The 16,505-nt window shown below is 40.4% G+C and carries 15 protein-coding genes; 8 read left to right on the top strand and 7 right to left on the bottom strand.

Annotated elements, in window-relative coordinates:
* Positions 1-173: 173 nt before the first annotated feature.
* Positions 174-851, bottom strand: coding sequence for a ComF family protein (locus I6F50_RS15720; protein ID WP_166420596.1), 678 nt, complete (start codon positions 849-851; stop codon positions 174-176).
* A 74-nt stretch (positions 852-925) separates the two neighbouring features.
* Here I6F50_RS15720 and bioH point away from each other — a divergent pair, with 74 nt between their 5' ends.
* From bioH to I6F50_RS15735, 3 genes are all read left to right on the top strand, one after another.
* Entirely contained in the window at positions 926-1,663 is a 738-nt protein-coding gene (bioH, locus tag I6F50_RS15725; RefSeq protein WP_166420597.1) for a pimeloyl-ACP methyl ester esterase BioH, read from the top strand.
* Between the two features lie 90 nt (positions 1,664-1,753).
* A complete protein-coding gene (locus I6F50_RS15730; RefSeq protein WP_149594701.1) occupies positions 1,754-2,062 on the top strand; it encodes a hypothetical protein in 309 nt (102 codons plus the stop codon).
* Between the two features lie 5 nt (positions 2,063-2,067).
* Entirely contained in the window at positions 2,068-2,916 is an 849-nt protein-coding gene (locus I6F50_RS15735) for a putative metalloprotease CJM1_0395 family protein (RefSeq protein ID WP_197176665.1), read from the top strand.
* Positions 2,917-2,977: 61 nt separating this feature from the next.
* Here the strand turns inward: I6F50_RS15735 and I6F50_RS15740 are convergent, their stop codons facing one another.
* The 4 genes from I6F50_RS15740 to greB all read right to left on the bottom strand — a co-directional run bounded on the left by I6F50_RS15740 (position 2,978) and on the right by greB (position 7,023).
* Positions 2,978-5,305 carry a Tex family protein gene (locus I6F50_RS15740; RefSeq protein ID WP_197176667.1) on the bottom strand — a complete coding sequence of 776 codons (2,328 nt, stop codon included), beginning with the start codon at positions 5,303-5,305 and terminating at the stop codon, positions 2,978-2,980.
* A gap of 168 nt (positions 5,306-5,473) precedes the next feature.
* Positions 5,474-6,055, bottom strand: coding sequence for a CBS domain-containing protein (locus tag I6F50_RS15745; RefSeq protein WP_197176671.1), 582 nt, complete (start codon positions 6,053-6,055; stop codon positions 5,474-5,476).
* Between the two features lie 50 nt (positions 6,056-6,105).
* Positions 6,106-6,417 carry a hypothetical protein gene (locus I6F50_RS15750; protein WP_166420602.1) on the bottom strand — a complete coding sequence of 104 codons (312 nt, stop codon included), beginning with the start codon at positions 6,415-6,417 and terminating at the stop codon, positions 6,106-6,108.
* Positions 6,418-6,549: 132 nt separating this feature from the next.
* Positions 6,550-7,023, bottom strand: a complete 474-nt coding sequence (gene greB, locus I6F50_RS15755; RefSeq protein WP_166420603.1) for a transcription elongation factor GreB — start codon at positions 7,021-7,023, stop codon at positions 6,550-6,552.
* Positions 7,024-7,217: 194 nt separating this feature from the next.
* Between greB and ompR the strand changes: the two genes are divergently transcribed.
* Together ompR and envZ are read left to right on the top strand one after the other, a co-directional pair.
* The gene (gene ompR / locus I6F50_RS15760) at positions 7,218-7,937 is read left to right on the top strand and encodes a two-component system response regulator OmpR (protein ID WP_002959552.1); all 720 of its coding nucleotides are present in this window, start codon (positions 7,218-7,220) and stop codon (positions 7,935-7,937) included.
* A 5-nt stretch (positions 7,938-7,942) separates the two neighbouring features.
* Positions 7,943-9,256 (top strand): two-component system sensor histidine kinase EnvZ, encoded by a 1,314-nt coding sequence (gene envZ, locus I6F50_RS15765; protein WP_197142449.1) that lies wholly within the window; start codon positions 7,943-7,945, stop codon positions 9,254-9,256.
* A 22-nt stretch (positions 9,257-9,278) separates the two neighbouring features.
* Here the strand turns inward: envZ and I6F50_RS15770 are convergent, their stop codons facing one another.
* Positions 9,279-11,321, bottom strand: coding sequence for a glycoside hydrolase family 97 protein (locus I6F50_RS15770; RefSeq protein ID WP_197176673.1), 2,043 nt, complete (start codon positions 11,319-11,321; stop codon positions 9,279-9,281).
* 159 nt (positions 11,322-11,480) lie between these two features.
* Here I6F50_RS15770 and I6F50_RS15775 point away from each other — a divergent pair, with 159 nt between their 5' ends.
* Both I6F50_RS15775 and I6F50_RS15780 read left to right on the top strand, forming a co-directional pair.
* Complete coding sequence (locus I6F50_RS15775) at positions 11,481-12,104, top strand: methylamine utilization protein (RefSeq protein WP_197176675.1); 624 nt, start codon at positions 11,481-11,483, stop codon at positions 12,102-12,104.
* On the top strand, positions 12,094-13,326 hold the full coding sequence (locus I6F50_RS15780) for a hypothetical protein (RefSeq protein ID WP_197176677.1): 1,233 nt from the start codon (positions 12,094-12,096) through the stop codon (positions 13,324-13,326). Before I6F50_RS15775 ends, I6F50_RS15780 begins: the two co-directional genes overlap by 11 nt.
* A gap of 221 nt (positions 13,327-13,547) precedes the next feature.
* Here the strand turns inward: I6F50_RS15780 and speE are convergent, their stop codons facing one another.
* On the bottom strand, positions 13,548-14,411 hold the full coding sequence (gene speE / locus I6F50_RS15785) for a polyamine aminopropyltransferase (protein ID WP_197176678.1): 864 nt from the start codon (positions 14,409-14,411) through the stop codon (positions 13,548-13,550).
* Positions 14,412-14,609: 198 nt separating this feature from the next.
* On the opposite strand from speE, the gene speA reads away from it, so the two are divergent.
* Positions 14,610-16,490 carry a biosynthetic arginine decarboxylase gene (speA, locus tag I6F50_RS15790; RefSeq protein WP_197176681.1) on the top strand — a complete coding sequence of 627 codons (1,881 nt, stop codon included), beginning with the start codon at positions 14,610-14,612 and terminating at the stop codon, positions 16,488-16,490.
* Positions 16,491-16,505: the final 15 nt, after the last annotated feature.

Genomic DNA, 16,505 nt, shown 5'->3' on the forward strand with positions numbered 1-16,505 from the left:
GATAGCTAGGCAAAAAATTCGCTATTTAGTTGTTCTCGGCAATTGCTCCTGCATTGCTCTACCTTCTGCATCCATGCAGTCGTAAATGAGAATTTTTTAACTCAGGTAGCGACACGTTTAGCCCCGTAAAATGATTAAGTATTATTGCGGATTGGTATAATACTTTTTAATAATTAAATAGGCGTTAAGCAAGTTGTAAAAGCCCACACTTGTTTAGCGCCTGCTTGTTTTAGTGCACTAGTAGCTGCGTTTAATGTTGCCCCTGTCGTCATCACATCATCAACAATAGCGACTGTTTTACCGCCCATATCCTGTGTACAAATAAAGGCATTTTTTAAGTTTTTAATACGCTTTGCTTTAGATAGCTCCGACTGGGCTTGTGTTTTTTTATTGCGAATAAGTACGTTACTCAGTGGCGCGTAATTATCTAAGCATGGTTGCCATACTTGGCTGACCTGATTAAAACCGCGTGTTACGAACCGGCTTTTATGAAGAGGTAAAATAATAAAAATATTTGGTAAAACGGGACTTTGCTCAAAAAACTGCGCTAACTGCTTTTTAATAGTTTGCTGTAATGCTTTTTTATAATGGATTTGGTTATTAAATTTTAGCCGTTTAAGCCAATGCTCGAAGGGCGGTTGATAAAAAGCGCAGGCAAATAACTTATCAAACTCGCAATTAGGAAACATCTCAACAATATCGGGCCGATGCAGCAAGTTATTATGCTTACTAAAATCAAATAACGGTAAATCTTCAAGGCAATAATCACATAACCCTAAATTAGCCGTAATCGGGCTTTGACATTGCACGCAATAAGAGGGAAATAACCAATTTAAAACGGCTTGTTTCATTGATTCACTCCGTGCATTACAACCACCTATTTAAACGTTATGATAAGCCTAAGTTTGGTAAAGGTTAGGCAAATATGCAAAATGAGTTAGTGTTATTACATGGTTGGGGAATGAATCAGGGCGTATGGCAATTAGTACAGCCAGAACTTGAGTCTTTATATTCAGGAAATGTAAGTAGCCTTGACCTACCGGGATTTGGTAATAGCTTTGTTTGCCCAAGCCCTTATACTTTGCATGATGCCGCAGTAATTTTAAGTGAGCAGTTAAAGCCTCAGTCTATTTTAATGGGGTGGTCGTTAGGTGGTTTATTTGCACTTTATATTGCAAAGCATTGGCCCGAAAAAGTATCAAAAGTTATTTTAATTGCATCGACTCCTTTTTTTGCGGAGGCAGATAATTGGCCTGGAATAAAAGCAAATATATTGACGCAGTTTAAAGAGCAATTAGTTAATCACAGAGAAAAAACCATAGATCGCTTTTTAGCTATTCAAGCGATGGGTAGCGAGTCGGCACGTGATGATATAAAGCAACTTAAACAATTATTAAACCAATATAGTGCGCCAAAAAGCGAAGCATTAAGTGCTGGCTTAGATATTTTACAAAATGACGACCTTCGTGACTTATTTGCACATTGCCCAGTACCTATTAAAGGTGTATTTGGCCGACTTGATGCGTTAGTGCCTTATAAAGCAATTAGTGAAATGTCAGCACTAAATACTGAGTTTGAATACGAAGTGCTAGATAAAGCGTCGCATGCGCCATTTATTTCTCATAAAAGTGAGTTTTTATCTGTCGTTAAATCAATGCTTTAAAATAGAGCTAATAATAGCGCGGTTTAAAGCTTTATTTTGAGTATAACCTGAGCGATAATTAAACAATGTTTATTTGGTGGAGATTTTAATATGCCAATCGGATCCGTATTTAATAGTGGTGTAGAAGGGTTTAATCGGGCTAGCCAAGGTATTGAAAAAGCCAGTGCTGAGATTAACCGTGCCAGTATAGAACAACAAGATGACGCGCAATTAGCGCAGCAACGTCAGCTTAGCGCAGCACGCCCAGAAGAAGCCATTACTGCACCTGTAGCACAACCAGCTCGTGTTGATGAAGCGCTTGTTAACTTAAAAGTTGAAGAATTTAACGCTAAGGCAAACACGCAATCAATTCAAACGGCTGATGATGTACTTGGCACGTTAATCGATATTAAAGTTTAGTAATAATGAATATTGTCACGCCATTTCCGTCTATCAATATAAACACAGCAAATGTTTATACGGAAACCGCACGGCGTGACAACCAGCTACGAGAAGTTATTCCTGCTCCTGCTTCAAGCAGTGCGAGCAATACTGAAACCAAAGCACAAAGCGATGCTGAAAAAGCTAAACTTCCAGGCAATAATAGTGATGTATCGACTTATGATGCCAGCGGTAAACTAGCTGACGATAAAGCAGTTGAGCAGCGCGAAGGCAATTCAGAAAATTCAGAGAGTGCCGATCAAGAAGCGTCTCAACAAGATACTGAGCAAGAAGAGCAACTACTCGAACAAGAACAACAGCAAATTAAAGAACTTAAAACCCGCGATACGGAAGTACGTGTGCACGAACAAGCTCATGCTGCTGTTGGCGGGCAACATGCAGGATCGCCGAGCTATGGTTATGAACGTGGTCCAGATGGCACCAACTATGCTGTAAGTGGTGAGGTACAAATTGATGTATCTGAAGTCCCCAATGATCCGCAAGCCACTATCGATAAAATGCAAACCGTACGTGCTGCCGCATTAGCGCCTGCAGAGCCTTCGGGAGCTGATCGCTCTATTGCTGCAGATGCTACGCAAAAGCTAGCAGCGGCTCAAGCTGAGCTTGCGATGCCAGAAGAAGAGCAAAGCGAAGAAGGTGAGCAAGGTAATAAGCTTTCAGCCAGCGAAACCAGCACTGCAGAATCACAAAGCGATACGAATACAGAGGAATCTCGCGATGCCGATGTGGAAGCTCGAGCTGGGCGCATTGCTAATTTTTATCAAATGACGAGTTCACCACAAAGCGAAAGTGGCTTTTCGGCGTATGGCTAATAACTCCGTAAAATGAACACAAAAAAACCGCTTACGCGGTTTTTTTAGTTTTGATTAAAGTTTATTTTTTCGTTTTAGCGTTAGCGAACGCATCGGCAAATGCATTACCCATTAACGCATTGCCATTGTCACGTTTAGGCTTTGCAGCGCGAGATTGTGAGTTATTAGTACGTGTTTGTGCTTTTTGCGTCGCAGGGGCTGCTGACTTATTGCTTGTATCAATATCGTCATCTAAACGCATAGTAAAGCTTATGCGTTTACGTGCAGCGTCTACTTCAACTACTTTCACTTTTACAATATCGCCCGCTTTTACTACTTCACGCGGATCTGATATAAATTTATTCGTGATTGCTGAAATATGTACTAAGCCATCTTGGTGTACACCTACATCAACAAATGCACCAAAGTTAGCAACGTTAGATACCACGCCTTCTAAAATCATACCTGGTTTTAAGTCGCTAATCTTTTCAACACCCGCTTTAAACTCAGCAGTTTTAAATTCAGGACGCGGATCGCGACCTGGCTTATCAAGCTCAGTAATAATGTCGGTAACGGTTGGTAAACCAAATTTATCGTCAATGTAATCGTTAGCAGCTAGTTTAGTTAAAAAGTCACTGTTACCAATTAAGCTGCTTACATCTACGCTGTTACGCTCACAAATACGTTTAACAATAGGGTAGGCTTCAGGGTGAACTGATGAGTTATCTAGTGGATCGCTGCCATTATTAATACGTAAAAAACCAGCGGCTTGTTCGAAAGCTTTTGGTCCTAAACGCTCAACCTTTTTAAGCTCACTACGCTTGGTAAATACGCCATTAGTATCGCGGTAATTAACGATATTTTGCGCTAATGTTTTGTTTAAACCCGATACGCGTGTAAGTAGCGGTACCGAGGCCATGTTTAAATCTACGCCAACTGAGTTTACACAGTCTTCAACGACTGAAATAAGGCTTTGGCCTAACTGGCTTTGCGATACATCGTGTTGATATTGGCCTACACCAATTGATTTTGGCTCAATTTTAACCAGTTCAGCAAGTGGATCTTGAAGGCGGCGTGCAATAGATACAGCACCACGAATAGAAACATCTAAATCAGGAAATTCATTTGCGGCAAATTCAGACGCTGAGTAAACTGATGCGCCCGCTTCGCTCACCATTATTTTATTAAGTTTTAGCTCGGTATTGGCTTTCATAAGTTCAGCAACTAACTTATCAGATTCGCGAGATGCTGTACCGTTACCAATCGCAATAAGCTCTACTTTATGCTGACGACAAAGTTGCTCTAACGTACGCAACGATTTATCCCAGTGGTTTTGTGGTGCATGAGGGAAAATAGTTTGTGTCGCTAGCAATTTGCCTGTGCTATCAACAACGGCAATTTTACAGCCTGTACGTAAACCAGGATCGAGGCCAAGTGTAGTACGAGGGCCAGCAGGTGCTGCCATTAATAAGTCTTTTAAGTTTTTAGCAAATACATCAATGGCGCCAGTTTCTGCTTTTTCGCGCATTGCTGCAAAAAATTCATTCTCTAGGTGTAAGCCTAATTTAATTTTCCACGCCCATTGCACAACATTTAATAACCAAGGACTTGCCGCTTTATATTTAATATCTAAACGATAATGATCGGCAATCATTTGAGCACACAGTTGCGCTGAGTTTTCAGAGCTTGGCTCAGGGTTAACATTTAACTGAAGCACGCCTTCATTTCGGGCTCTAAGCATTGCAAGTGCACGGTGAGAAGGGACTTTTTTAAGAAGCTCTTGATGCTCAAAGTAATCGCGATATTTTGCACCTGTTTGTTCTTGGCCTTTAATCACTGTACTTTCAATAGCACCATTTTGGCTAATATGACTTCTAAATTTAGCGAGTAATTTAGCGTCTTCTGCAAAGCGCTCCATTAAAATAAATTTAGCGCCTTCAAGTACCGCCTTTACATCTGCAAAGCCTTTTTCGGCATCCACAAATTGCGCTGCTTGTTGCTCTGGGTCAAGATTCGCATCTTTAAATAGTGCATCTGCCAGTGGCTCTAAACCTGCTTCAATTGCTATTTGGCCTTTAGTGCGGCGTTTAGCTTTATAAGGTAGGTATAAATCTTCGAGTTCAGTTTTACTTTGTGCATTGGCAATGTCGGCACTTAGTTCAGCAGTTAACTTTTTCTGAGATTCGATAGTCGATAAAATAAAACTACGGCGTTCTTCAAGCTCTCGTAAGTAAGATAAGCGCTGTTCTAAAAGGCGTAATTGAGTGTCGTCTAAACCACCTGTAATTTCTTTTCGGTAGCGGGCAATAAAAGGAACAGTTGCGCCTTCATCAAGTAACTTTGTTGCAGCAACAACCTGTTGCTGCTGTGCGTTTAGTTCTATGGCTAAACGTGCAGAGATATCGCTCATGCAAAAACCTTTTTATACAATAAAATAAGACCAGAAGCGTGTTTCTGGCGTAGTTAATTGCTTGAATAATATCACAGGAGATAGTAATGAAAAGCTCTTAAAGCAAGCTATTTTACTTGCTTTAAGATGGTTGGGCAGGGAGTAAATTAATTCAGCTAAAAGAGCGCCCTAGTGAGGGTGCTCTATGTTTTCTAATACTTCACTGAAAGAGTGAGCAATAGGCGAAATATTTACAGGGATATGCAATGTTTTAGCTATTTGACGTGCTGAAATTAAACCGCAAATTTCGTTGCTTGCCGTTGTTACTAATAAGAACATTGTACCCTGATGCTCCATTGTTTGTAGCGCATCGCCAATGCATGCGTAGCTCAAGCTTTGCATGCTCACACCCATGATTTTACTAATAGGTGTCATGATATCGCGTAAGCTTACTTCGCCTCTTGGCGTATTTAAGCGCTCGGCAATAATAGTTATTTTAGAGCTTTGCAAATCAGCACTAGAAACTAGACCAATCAATTTTTGGTGCTCGTCAGTTACTAAAACAAAGTCTGATTGTTTTGCGCTTACTTGTTTAAGTGCTTCAGTTATTGTTGTTTCGTGCTGAGCGCGAATAGGTGTTGTTTGCGTAAAGTTGTTTACCATTTTTAATGCAGGAGATGCTAAATCAATTAATGGTTGATCATCTGCAAATGTGCTTGCAATAACGCCGTGAGATACATTTTGAGTCCGTAATTCTTTAAAGTTAGACATAATAGTCACCTTATTAGTTATAAAATTTAATTAAATTGTAAAATAATGAATTAAATTAAATAGCTAGGTGGTCCACGTTGGTACGCAGTGCTAAAAGGTCTGTTTAAATTAGTGCTCTTGTAAAAAGAGTGTACGGCATTAGGGAGTGGTTGAAGCGCCCCAAGGGTAATCGTATTAGCGTGAGAGTCGACGTCAAAGTCGAGATTCGCTTGGTCAGGAGTATCGCAAGCAATAAAGTGGTTAGATATTTTAGCGTTATCAAGGTTTACCTGCGTGGTATGGGCGTGCAGCGTCAAGCTCACACTCATTAAAAGTGCAAACAATACGGCATTACTTAATATGCGCTGTACTACGTTTGACATAACCACGACCTTAAAAATTTCAAGTTAAAAATAACCTGCTTAACTATCTTATATCCTACTCAAATAGATTACACAATGAAAAGTTAATGTGATCTGAATCAATGTTTTTATTTGTAGGTACTGATATAGGAATTATTTTTGATATTCAATAGTATTTATATACCACTGCTTTTTACCTTGAGGGGTAAGTACTTCAAAATCGTCATCTACTTGTTTTTTAATCAGCGCGCGCGCCATCGGCGAATCTATTGATATATAGTCTTTGCGCTCATAAATTTCATCTGGGCCTACAATTTTAAATCTTTTTATATCACCTTCATCGTTTTCTATTTCGACCCATGCACCAAAAAATACTTTCCCATCTTGCACGGGAGAGTAGTCGATGATTTTTAAATCAGGAATACGCTTTCGCAAGTAACGTACCCGGCGGTCGATTTGGCGTAATAAGCGCTTATTATACTGATAGTCAGCGTTTTCAGAGCGGTCTCCGAGACTGGCTGCCCAGCTCACTATTTTGGTGACTTCAGGGCGCTTAACATTCCACAAATGGTCGTGTTCTTGTTGTAATTGCAAGTAACCTTCGCGGGTAATTAAATTTGTTTTCATGGTGAATTCTTTATTAACTCTAATGGTGTGCACGTTATTAAATTTGCCAAAACTTGTCGAGCGTAAATGTAATAAAGTATGCGTAAGTAAGCTTTGAAATGTTCAGTAACAATCTAAGCAGGTAATTAATTTTTGATTATTAGGTTTTTCATTTATATTAACTAGTAATTGGATATAAAAATAAGAAAGAGATAATGGGACACGAAACCACAAAAGTATTAGTTGTAGATGACGATATGCGCTTACGCAGTTTGCTTGAACGTTACTTAGTAGAGCAAGGTTTTATTGTTAGAACCGCAGGTAATTCGGAGCAAATGGATAGACTCCTAGAGCGTGAAAACTTTCACTTAATGGTTCTTGATTTAATGCTCCCAGGCGAGGATGGCTTATCTATTTGCCGCCGTTTACGTCAAAAAGAAAACGAAATCCCTATTGTAATGCTTACCGCTAAAGGCGACGAAGTAGACCGTATTATTGGTCTTGAGCTTGGCGCTGATGACTACATTCCTAAACCTTTTAATCCTCGAGAATTGCTTGCGCGTATTAAAGCAATTTTACGTCGCCGCGCAAAAGAAGTACCTGGTGCTCCCGCTGCTGAAGAAAACTTAATCGCTTTTGGTAAATTTACGCTTAATTTGGCAACGCGCGAAATGAGTGAAGGAGATAAAACAATTTCACTTACTAGTGGTGAGTTTGCAGTACTTAAAGCGCTGGTTTCGCATCCGCGTGAGCCACTTAGCCGCGATAAGCTAATGAACTTAGCGCGTGGTCGTGATTACAGTGCGCTTGAACGAAGTATTGACGTGCAAGTGTCGCGACTTCGCCGCATGATCGAAGTAGATGCAGCCAATCCGCGTTATATTCAAACCGTTTGGGGTTTGGGTTATGTGTTTGTTCCCGACGGTGAAAAGTAATTTATATGGGTTTTTTTCCGCGTAGTGCGTTTGGGCAAACTGTATTTTTAGTGGCAGCTTTGCTGCTGATCAATCAAATAGTGTCGTATGTTACGGTTAGTTTTTACGTTGTAAAACCAACCATTGAGCAAGTTAACTTGATGCTCGCTAAACAAATTAAAACGGTATTTATTGATTGGGAAGACGGCGTTGAAATAAACGACGAAGTATCTGCAAAGTTTTTTGAAATCACTGGCATTGAAGTAATGACGCAGCGCGAAGCAATGCGTCAAGGGCTTGGGCAAAGCCGCGAGTATTCTATGCTATCGCGTAGCATGACTGAGCAACTTGGTGGTTATTCTCGTGTACGTATTAGTCAAACAGATCCGTTAATCTATTGGGTTGAAGCACCTCAAGCGCCTGGTTATTGGGTAAAAGTACCGCTTAAAGGTTTTAAAGAGAATAACTTAGAGTTTTTGACTTTTTACTTATCAAGTATTGGATTTTTGAGTGTGCTGGGTGGATGGCTGTTTGCAAGGCACCTCAATAGGCCTTTAAAAGCTTTGCAACAAGCCGCAGTAAAAGTAGGCAAAGGCGACTTTTCTACTAAGTTAGAAGAAGAAGGATCTACAGAAGTAATAGAAGTAACGCGCGCGTTTAACCAAATGTCGCGCGGAATTGCCGCACTTGAAAACGACCGCCGTTTACTAATGGCTGGTGTGTCTCATGATTTACGTACGCCGCTTACTCGCATCCGTTTAGCCACCGAAATGATGGTTGATGAAGACGACTATCTTCGTGAAGGTATTATTTACGATATAGAAGACATGAACGGGATTATCGATCAGTTTATTGAGTATTTACGCCACCATAAAACAGATGAGCTAAGCTGCGAAGATATAAATGCTTTAGTTGCCGAGGTTGTCAATTCTGAGCTTCAGCATCAACGTACTATTACGTTTAAAAGTAATCCAAATATAGGCAATATACCGTTAAGCTCTGTGGCTATTAAACGTGTAATTACCAACATGATTGGTAATGCGCTGCGTTATTCTGAGGGCGATATTGAAGTACTTAGCTACTTTAATTCAAACAAAAAATATGTAGTTATCGCTGTAAACGATAGTGGCCCCGGCATTCCTGAAAACGAATTAGAGTCTGTTTTTGAGCCTTTTAAACAAGGCGATGCTGCACGAGGAAGTGAAGGCAGTGGCCTAGGCCTTGCTATTATTAAACGCATTGTTGATATGCACGACGGTAAAGTAAAGCTAGAAAACCGCCCAGAAGGCGGTTTAAGTGCACAAGTATACTTGCCAATAAAGGTATCAACCCCTGCATAGTAAATTCAGGGGGCCCATTATATTAAAGTGCTTTAAAACGAATAGCTGTACCGCCACTAGTGGCTAATTTAAGCATTAGTTTATCGCTTGCAGTTACAACACGTTTTTCGATAGCTAGATCGTACGGATTGTTTTTCCACTCTGCGCTTTTACCATCTTTATAAATTTGTGCTTCAAACTTTTTGCCTTGCTCTAAAAAGTCGAGTTTTACCTCAATAGTACGAGCCTTTTCGTCAGTAACAGCACCTAGGTACCAATCATTTCCTGAGTATTTAGTGCTTTTACGTTCTTTACGAGCGAATACAATAAAGTCGCCTACTTCACCATCAATAGCAATACTTTGCTGCCAATCTGTTGGTACGTCTTGAATGAATTGAAACGCATCGGGCTTAGCCAAATAGTTTTTAGGTAAGTCGGCAGCCATTTGAATTGGGCTATACAAAACAACATAAAGTGCGAGTTGTTTGGCTAGTGTGGTTTGTGGGCGGTTTGTATCGCCTCCTAAACCATTAAAGCTCATATCAAAAATACCTGGCGTAAAGTCCATTGGTCCTGCAAGCATGCGGGTAAAAGCAAGCATTGGTACATGCTCTGGTGGGTTAGGTGGTGAACCCCATGCATTATACTCTTGTCCGCGTGCGCCTTCGCGCGCAATCCAGTTTGGATAAGTACGGCGCAGGCCTGTATCTTTAATTGGCTCGTGAGTATTAATGCTAATTTTATGCTTAGCCGCAAGTTTTACGTTATAAAGGTATTCGTTAACCATAAACTGGCCGTCATGCCATTCGTGGCGAGCAATACCGTTTTTGTCTATACGTTTTATATTTCCGCCATCGGCTACATAACCTGTTTTTACTTGGCTTACGTTTGATTTTTCGTAAAGGGCAAAAGCATCTTCCATTTGGTCACGGTAGTTGCTTACATTGCCTGATGTTTCATGGTGGCCAATGAGCTGTACGCCTTTTTCTTTGCCGTATTGAGTCAGTGCTGCTATATCAAAGTCGTCGTACGGTTTGGTAAAGTTAAATACATCGCCATTAAAATACCAATCGCCATCCCAACCAATATTCCAGCCTTCAACGAGTACGCCATCAAAACCATACTGCGCTGCAAAATCCATATAGTATTTTGTGGTTTGCGTAGTGGCGCCGTGTTTTTTACCGCTACCCCATGTTTGCGTGTTTATATGCATACCCCACCAAATACCCACGTATTTGCCAGGCTTAACCCACGACACGTCACCGAGTTTATTAGGCTCGTTTAGGTTTAGTATTATATCTGAATTAACTAGGCCAACAGCGCTGTCGGCTATTTGAATGGTGCGCCATGGTGTTTTAAAAGCACCTTGTTTTTTAACTGCAACACCATCTGACCACGGTGTTAAATCGGCAGTGAAGGTACCAGAGCGGCGTTGATTAAGCACCATGCCTGCGTAATCAACAAGTGCGGCTTCATGAATACTAATATGAGTACCGTCACTTGTTTTAAACGTAAATGGTGTGTGAGCTAGTGGAGCTTCGTTAAGTGGAGTAGTGTTGTAAACATATTCGTAGCGGTTCCAGCCACGAGCAGGTATCCACCATGCTGTTGCATCATGGCTATTGTTTATTGCAAATTCAGTCAACTCTTTGGTTATTTCTGTATGTTCGAACCCGGCTTGTTGTGGTACTTCGTATCGAAAACCTACACCACTATCAAATGCTTTAAATCGAATGGTATAGGTGCCTTTATTTGGCTCATTTTTTGTAAAGGTAACGGCTAATTCGTTATATTCGTCAACAACGTTTTGGCGTTCGCCCCAGGGTTGTTGCCATTGTGTATTAACGCTATTTTGCTCAATGCTTTTTATTTTAAAGCCATTGCTAAAGGCTGCTTGTGTTTTAAATTCAAACCCCAGTAAAGATTTGTTTATAACCGCTTTGTTTTTAAATTTTATTGCGTAGTTTGGCGTGTTGTTTTCGTCAGAGATGCTTACTGTTATTTGTGTGTCTGGCGATTTTAGCTCTACGGTTTGTCCGTAGCTATTACTAGCAAAGGCTAAAAGCACAAGTGCTGGTATTCTCATGGTGTGTCCTTGGATGAGTCGGTGGTGACGTTTAAGGATAATGACTGTTGGTGATTAATACGACTGCTTACATACGTATTCAATGTTTTAAAAAATAGAAAGAATTTGGTGGCTTAATCGGTCTATAATGTAAACAAATTGATAATAGCGGTCAGGAAAATGATAAAAAGATTACTTTGTGTATTTTTACTAAGTGTTAGTACTGGAGTTTTTGCAGCAAACATTACAATTAAAAATGCTAATAATGACCCGTTACCCAACGCTGTTGTATGGCTAACTGCAGGAGACCTCTCTAGCGTTATTCCCCCAGAAGCACCTTATGCTATGAGCCAGCAAAATCGAGAATTTAAGCCGCGTATTTTAGTTGTCCCAAAAAATGCAAAGGTGGAGTTTCCGAATGCGGACTCTATCATGCACCATGTTTATTCATTTTCTAAAGCCAAAACGTTCGAATTAAAGCTATATAAAGAGCATCCCAAAGCCCCCATTACTTTTGACCAAACGGGTGTGGTTGAGCTTGGCTGTAACATTCACGACTGGATGTTAGGTTATATTGTGGTGGTAGACAGTACTATTTTTGCTATTACTGATGAAAACGGGAATGTTGATTTAAATGCCAACGCAGGCGAATACACGTTAAGTGTTTGGCATTCTGGGTTTAGTGATATTAGTAAGGTTGAATCTCAAACTATTACTGTGGCTACTAACCCTATCACTTATAAAGTAAAGCAGGAAATTGCGGAGCAAATTGACTTTGCTACGGATGAATTTGATGACTATTAATCGCTTAATGAGGCTGGCATTTTTAGCCGGTGCTTTATGTTTTAGTAATGCATTGTATGCACAAGTAAAAGGCTTGATACAAATTAGAGCCGTGCAGGGGGACGATATACGTAGCTTCCAAGAGGGCGGTCTTGGGCTATATCGGCACGATACTAAAAGCGACGAACTTATTTTATCCCAAGGTATTTTAGATTTTAATGTTGATTTAGCATCTAGTTGGTCGGCTCATGGGGTGTTAAATGCGAATCAAGATCCTGACGTTGGCCTCGGTTTTACGCAGGCTTATATAAAGTATCAGCCGCTATCTAACAGCAACTATAAATGGCACATGCGCGTGGGGGGTTTTTACCCACTTATGTCGCTTGAAAATCCTGATATAGGGTGGACTTCTCCTTATAACTATACAAACTCAGCTATTAATAGCTGGATAGGCGAGGAAGTACGCACTGTTGGCGCAGAGGTAACTATTAAGCGCCCAGCAAAACGTTTTAACAGCGCTCATAGCTTTAGTTTTGTAGGTGCTACATTTAAAGGCAATGATCCTGCCGGTACTTTACTTGCGTGGCGTGGTTTTGCATTACACGATAGACAAACTACATTTAACGAAAGTATTAAATTTGCGCCTATAGCGGCATTAAATGCATACGAATTACGTTGGCAGGCTAATCAGGTTTTACCGTTTGAAGAAGTAGACGGTCGTTTTGGCTATTACGCTGGCGTACATTGGGATTACTTAAAAAAATCACAATTTCGAATTTATTATTACAACAATAATGGCGACCCAACCACACTTAATATTAGTACAGGGCAGTATGCTTGGGATACTCGCTTTACAAGCGCCGCTTGGCTTTATAAGTTTAATAGTAAAACACGTTTAATAGCACAGATACTTAATGGTAAAACTGAAATGGGCAGTAACGCATTAATTGATAATGCTTTTTATAGCCATTATTTAATGCTGAGCCATAAAGAAGGCAAACATCGAGTTTCAGTACGTTATGATTATTTTAAAGTTACTGACAACGACACAACCGCGTTTGACCCTAATGCAAGTAATGGGGAAGGCTTAACCGCAACATGGCGCTACCAGCTCACTAATAAACTACAAATAGGGGTTGAAGGTTCTGCACTTAAAAGTGTTGCAAAAAATAGAGAGCCAATTGGATTTAATGAACGAATCTCGCAGCAGCAAATAATGCTAAATGCGCAGTGGCGTTTTTAAAAGTATAAAAAAGGGAGCATTTACATGCTCCCTTTTTAGTTTAATAAAATTGGTATAGGTTATACCAACCTGCATAAATCTTTGATCAATTTAACGAATTAAATTGCACTATAACGTCGTTAAAAATTTTTTATTTAGAACAACTAGATACAAAAATTTTTGCCTAGTTCTAGCGTAATTTTCTTAACGTTAAATAGACCCCATATATAAGCAGATTGGTATTATTTTTTATCGAATGCGCGTTTCATGTAGTTAGGTGTAGCGAGTGCACCATGGTGAATACCGCTATTGTAGTATTCACTTTGCTCAGCTATTTGTGCTGCGCCGTCTTCTCTAAAGCCGTCAAATGCTTTTGCTTTACGTGCAAGTGTTACCGACCACAAACCACTTGGGTAAATTGGTTGTGGGAATGGCAGTGTTTGTAAATCGTTAAAGCCTACGCTCAACATTGCTTCGCGCATTTCAACTAGTAATGGCATATGCATAAGTGGCGATTCACTTTGCTGCACTAAAATACCACCTGGGCGCAGTGCATCTAAACAGCTTGTGTAAAACGCATGATTAAATAAACCTTCACCTGGGCCTACCGGATCTGTGCCATCAACAATAACCACATCAATAGATTCGCCAGCGGCTTCGCGCATGTATTTAATGCCGTCGTCAAACATAACCGTTGCACGGGCGTCGTTGTTAGATTCACAAAGCTCTGGGAAGTACTTTAACGACATTTGCGTTACTACTTCGTCTATATCTATTTGCGTTACAGTTTCTACGCCAGGGTGTTTTAATACCTCGCGTAAAGTACCGCAGTCGCCGCCGCCAATAATAACCACGTTTTTAGGGTTTGGATGCGCTAAAAGTGCAGGGTGGCTGATCATCTCATGATAAAAGAAGTTTTCGCGGGTTGTCACCATGGTACACCCGTCGATGATCATTAAATTACCAAAGTCTGTGGTTTCAAACATTTCTACCTTTTGAAAAGGAGACTGCTTTTCATCTAACTTTTTATTAATACGTAATGAAAATGCGCTGCCATCACGGTCGCTAATTTCAGTAAACCACTTACTTTGATCTAAATTTGCCATAGTTACTATTACACTTTTTAGGTTGAGTATGAAAAAGGGGCAATTCTGCCAGTGCTTGGCGTTTTGCTCAATGACATTTTAACTGATTTGACGAATAAAGTTAGTTAGGAGTGAGTGAAAGTTCAATTTTTGTTAGCCTAGTGGATAGTGACGTATTAAAATGCGCCTTTATACCTAATTGACTAAAGAAGAGTTGCCATGACCTGGGGTTTAGAAACAGCACGCGCCACTTATAACGTTGCTCATTGGAGTGATGGTTATTTTGATATTAACGCACAAGGCGAACTGGTGGCTTACCCAGATGGCGACCAAACAAAACCGGCCATTTCTTTAACGCAATTAACTGAGCAGTTTAAACAACAAGGTTTAACATTGCCGGTTTTAGTGCGCTTTACCGATATTTTAAAAAATCGTGTAGACACCCTTACTAACGCGTTTACGCAAGCGCGGGCAAATCGTGAATATAACGGTAAATACACCTGTGTTTACCCTATTAAAGTAAATCAGCAACGCTCTGTAGTAAGTAAGCTATTAGCGCATCCAAGTGGGCTTGTTGGCCTAGAAGCAGGTTCAAAACCAGAACTTATGGCCATTTTGGGTGTAGCAAAAGAGCCAATCACAATCGTGTGTAACGGTTATAAAGACAGTGAGTTTTTACGCTTAGCGTGTATTGGTCAAGCAATGGGGCACAATGTAAAAATTGTGGTAGAAAAGCTTTCAGAACTGACCACGTTATTAGATGAAATAGACAACCTAGGCATTGAGCCTGCTATAGGTATTCGTATTCGCCTAAATTCAGTAGGTAAAGGCAAATGGCAAAACACGGGCGGCGAAAAAGGTAAATTTGGTTTAACTGCTGGGCAAGTGCTTAGCGCTGTTGAAGTACTTAAAAAACATAACAAATTGCATTTAATGCAAATGGTGCATTTTCATATTGGTTCTCAAATTGCCAACATTCGTGATATTCACCGTGCTTTGCGTGAATGTGCACGCCACTTTGCTGAGCTTACACAATTAAATGTACCGCTAAATACAGTAGATGTGGGCGGCGGTTTAGGCGTTGATTACGAGGGCTCTGGCTCGCGTAGCGCGTGTTCAATGAACTACACCGTAGAAGAGTATGCACGTAATGTAGTGAATGCATTTGCAGAAGTGTGTGACCAACATAACCTTACGCATCCGGCTATTATCACCGAATCGGGCCGTGCTTTAACAGCTCACCATGCGGTATTAATTACCGATGTAATTGACGTAGAAAAAGCGCCTAATCATTTAAATCCAGAGCCACCGCTTGAAAATAGCGCATTAGTGCTTGATGAAATGTGGCAGTGTTTGCAGCGTTTAAACCCGCGTATGGCACTTGAGATTTATCACGATGCGATGCACTTATTTAGCGAAGCGCACGATCAGTACGTGCATGGCTTAGTAAGCATGCTAGAGTGGGCAAAAATAGAGCAGCTTTACTTTACTATTTTACATCGTGTACGTGCATCACTTAGTAATAATGCGCGCGCGCACCGTGAAGTCCTCGACGATTTAAACGAAAAGCTTGCGGATAAACTGTTTGTTAACTTTTCATTATTTCAGTCATTACCTGATGTATGGGGTATTCAGCAGTTGTTTCCGGTTATGCCAATCGAAAATTTAACTCAACCATTAACTCAGCGTGCGATTATTCAAGATATTACCTGTGACTCTGACGGGCAAATTCGCGAATACGTTGAAGGTGCAGGCATTGAAACGAGCTTACCCATCCCTGAATATAAACATGGCGAGCAATATCATATTGCTATGTTTATGGTGGGCGCGTATCAAGAAATTTTAGGTGATTTACATAACCTATTTGGCGATACCGATTCGGTGCATGTAGAGCTTAACGATGAAGGTTATGTGTTAACCAATGCCATAAAAGGTGATAGCGTTAAGGATGTATTAAAGTTTGTTGACTATGATAGCGCCATTTTAGCTGACAACTTTGCGTACCAAGTTAATAAACTTGATGTATCAGCGCAGTGTAAAGAAGGTTATTTGGCTGAGCTTAATGCAGGCCTTGAAGGCTATACCTATTTTGAAGATTAATTTGTAAGCAACTGA

The organism is Pseudoalteromonas sp. NZS127_1 (genome assembly GCF_015864295.1).
Lineage (GTDB): Bacteria > Pseudomonadota > Gammaproteobacteria > Enterobacterales > Alteromonadaceae > Pseudoalteromonas > Pseudoalteromonas arctica.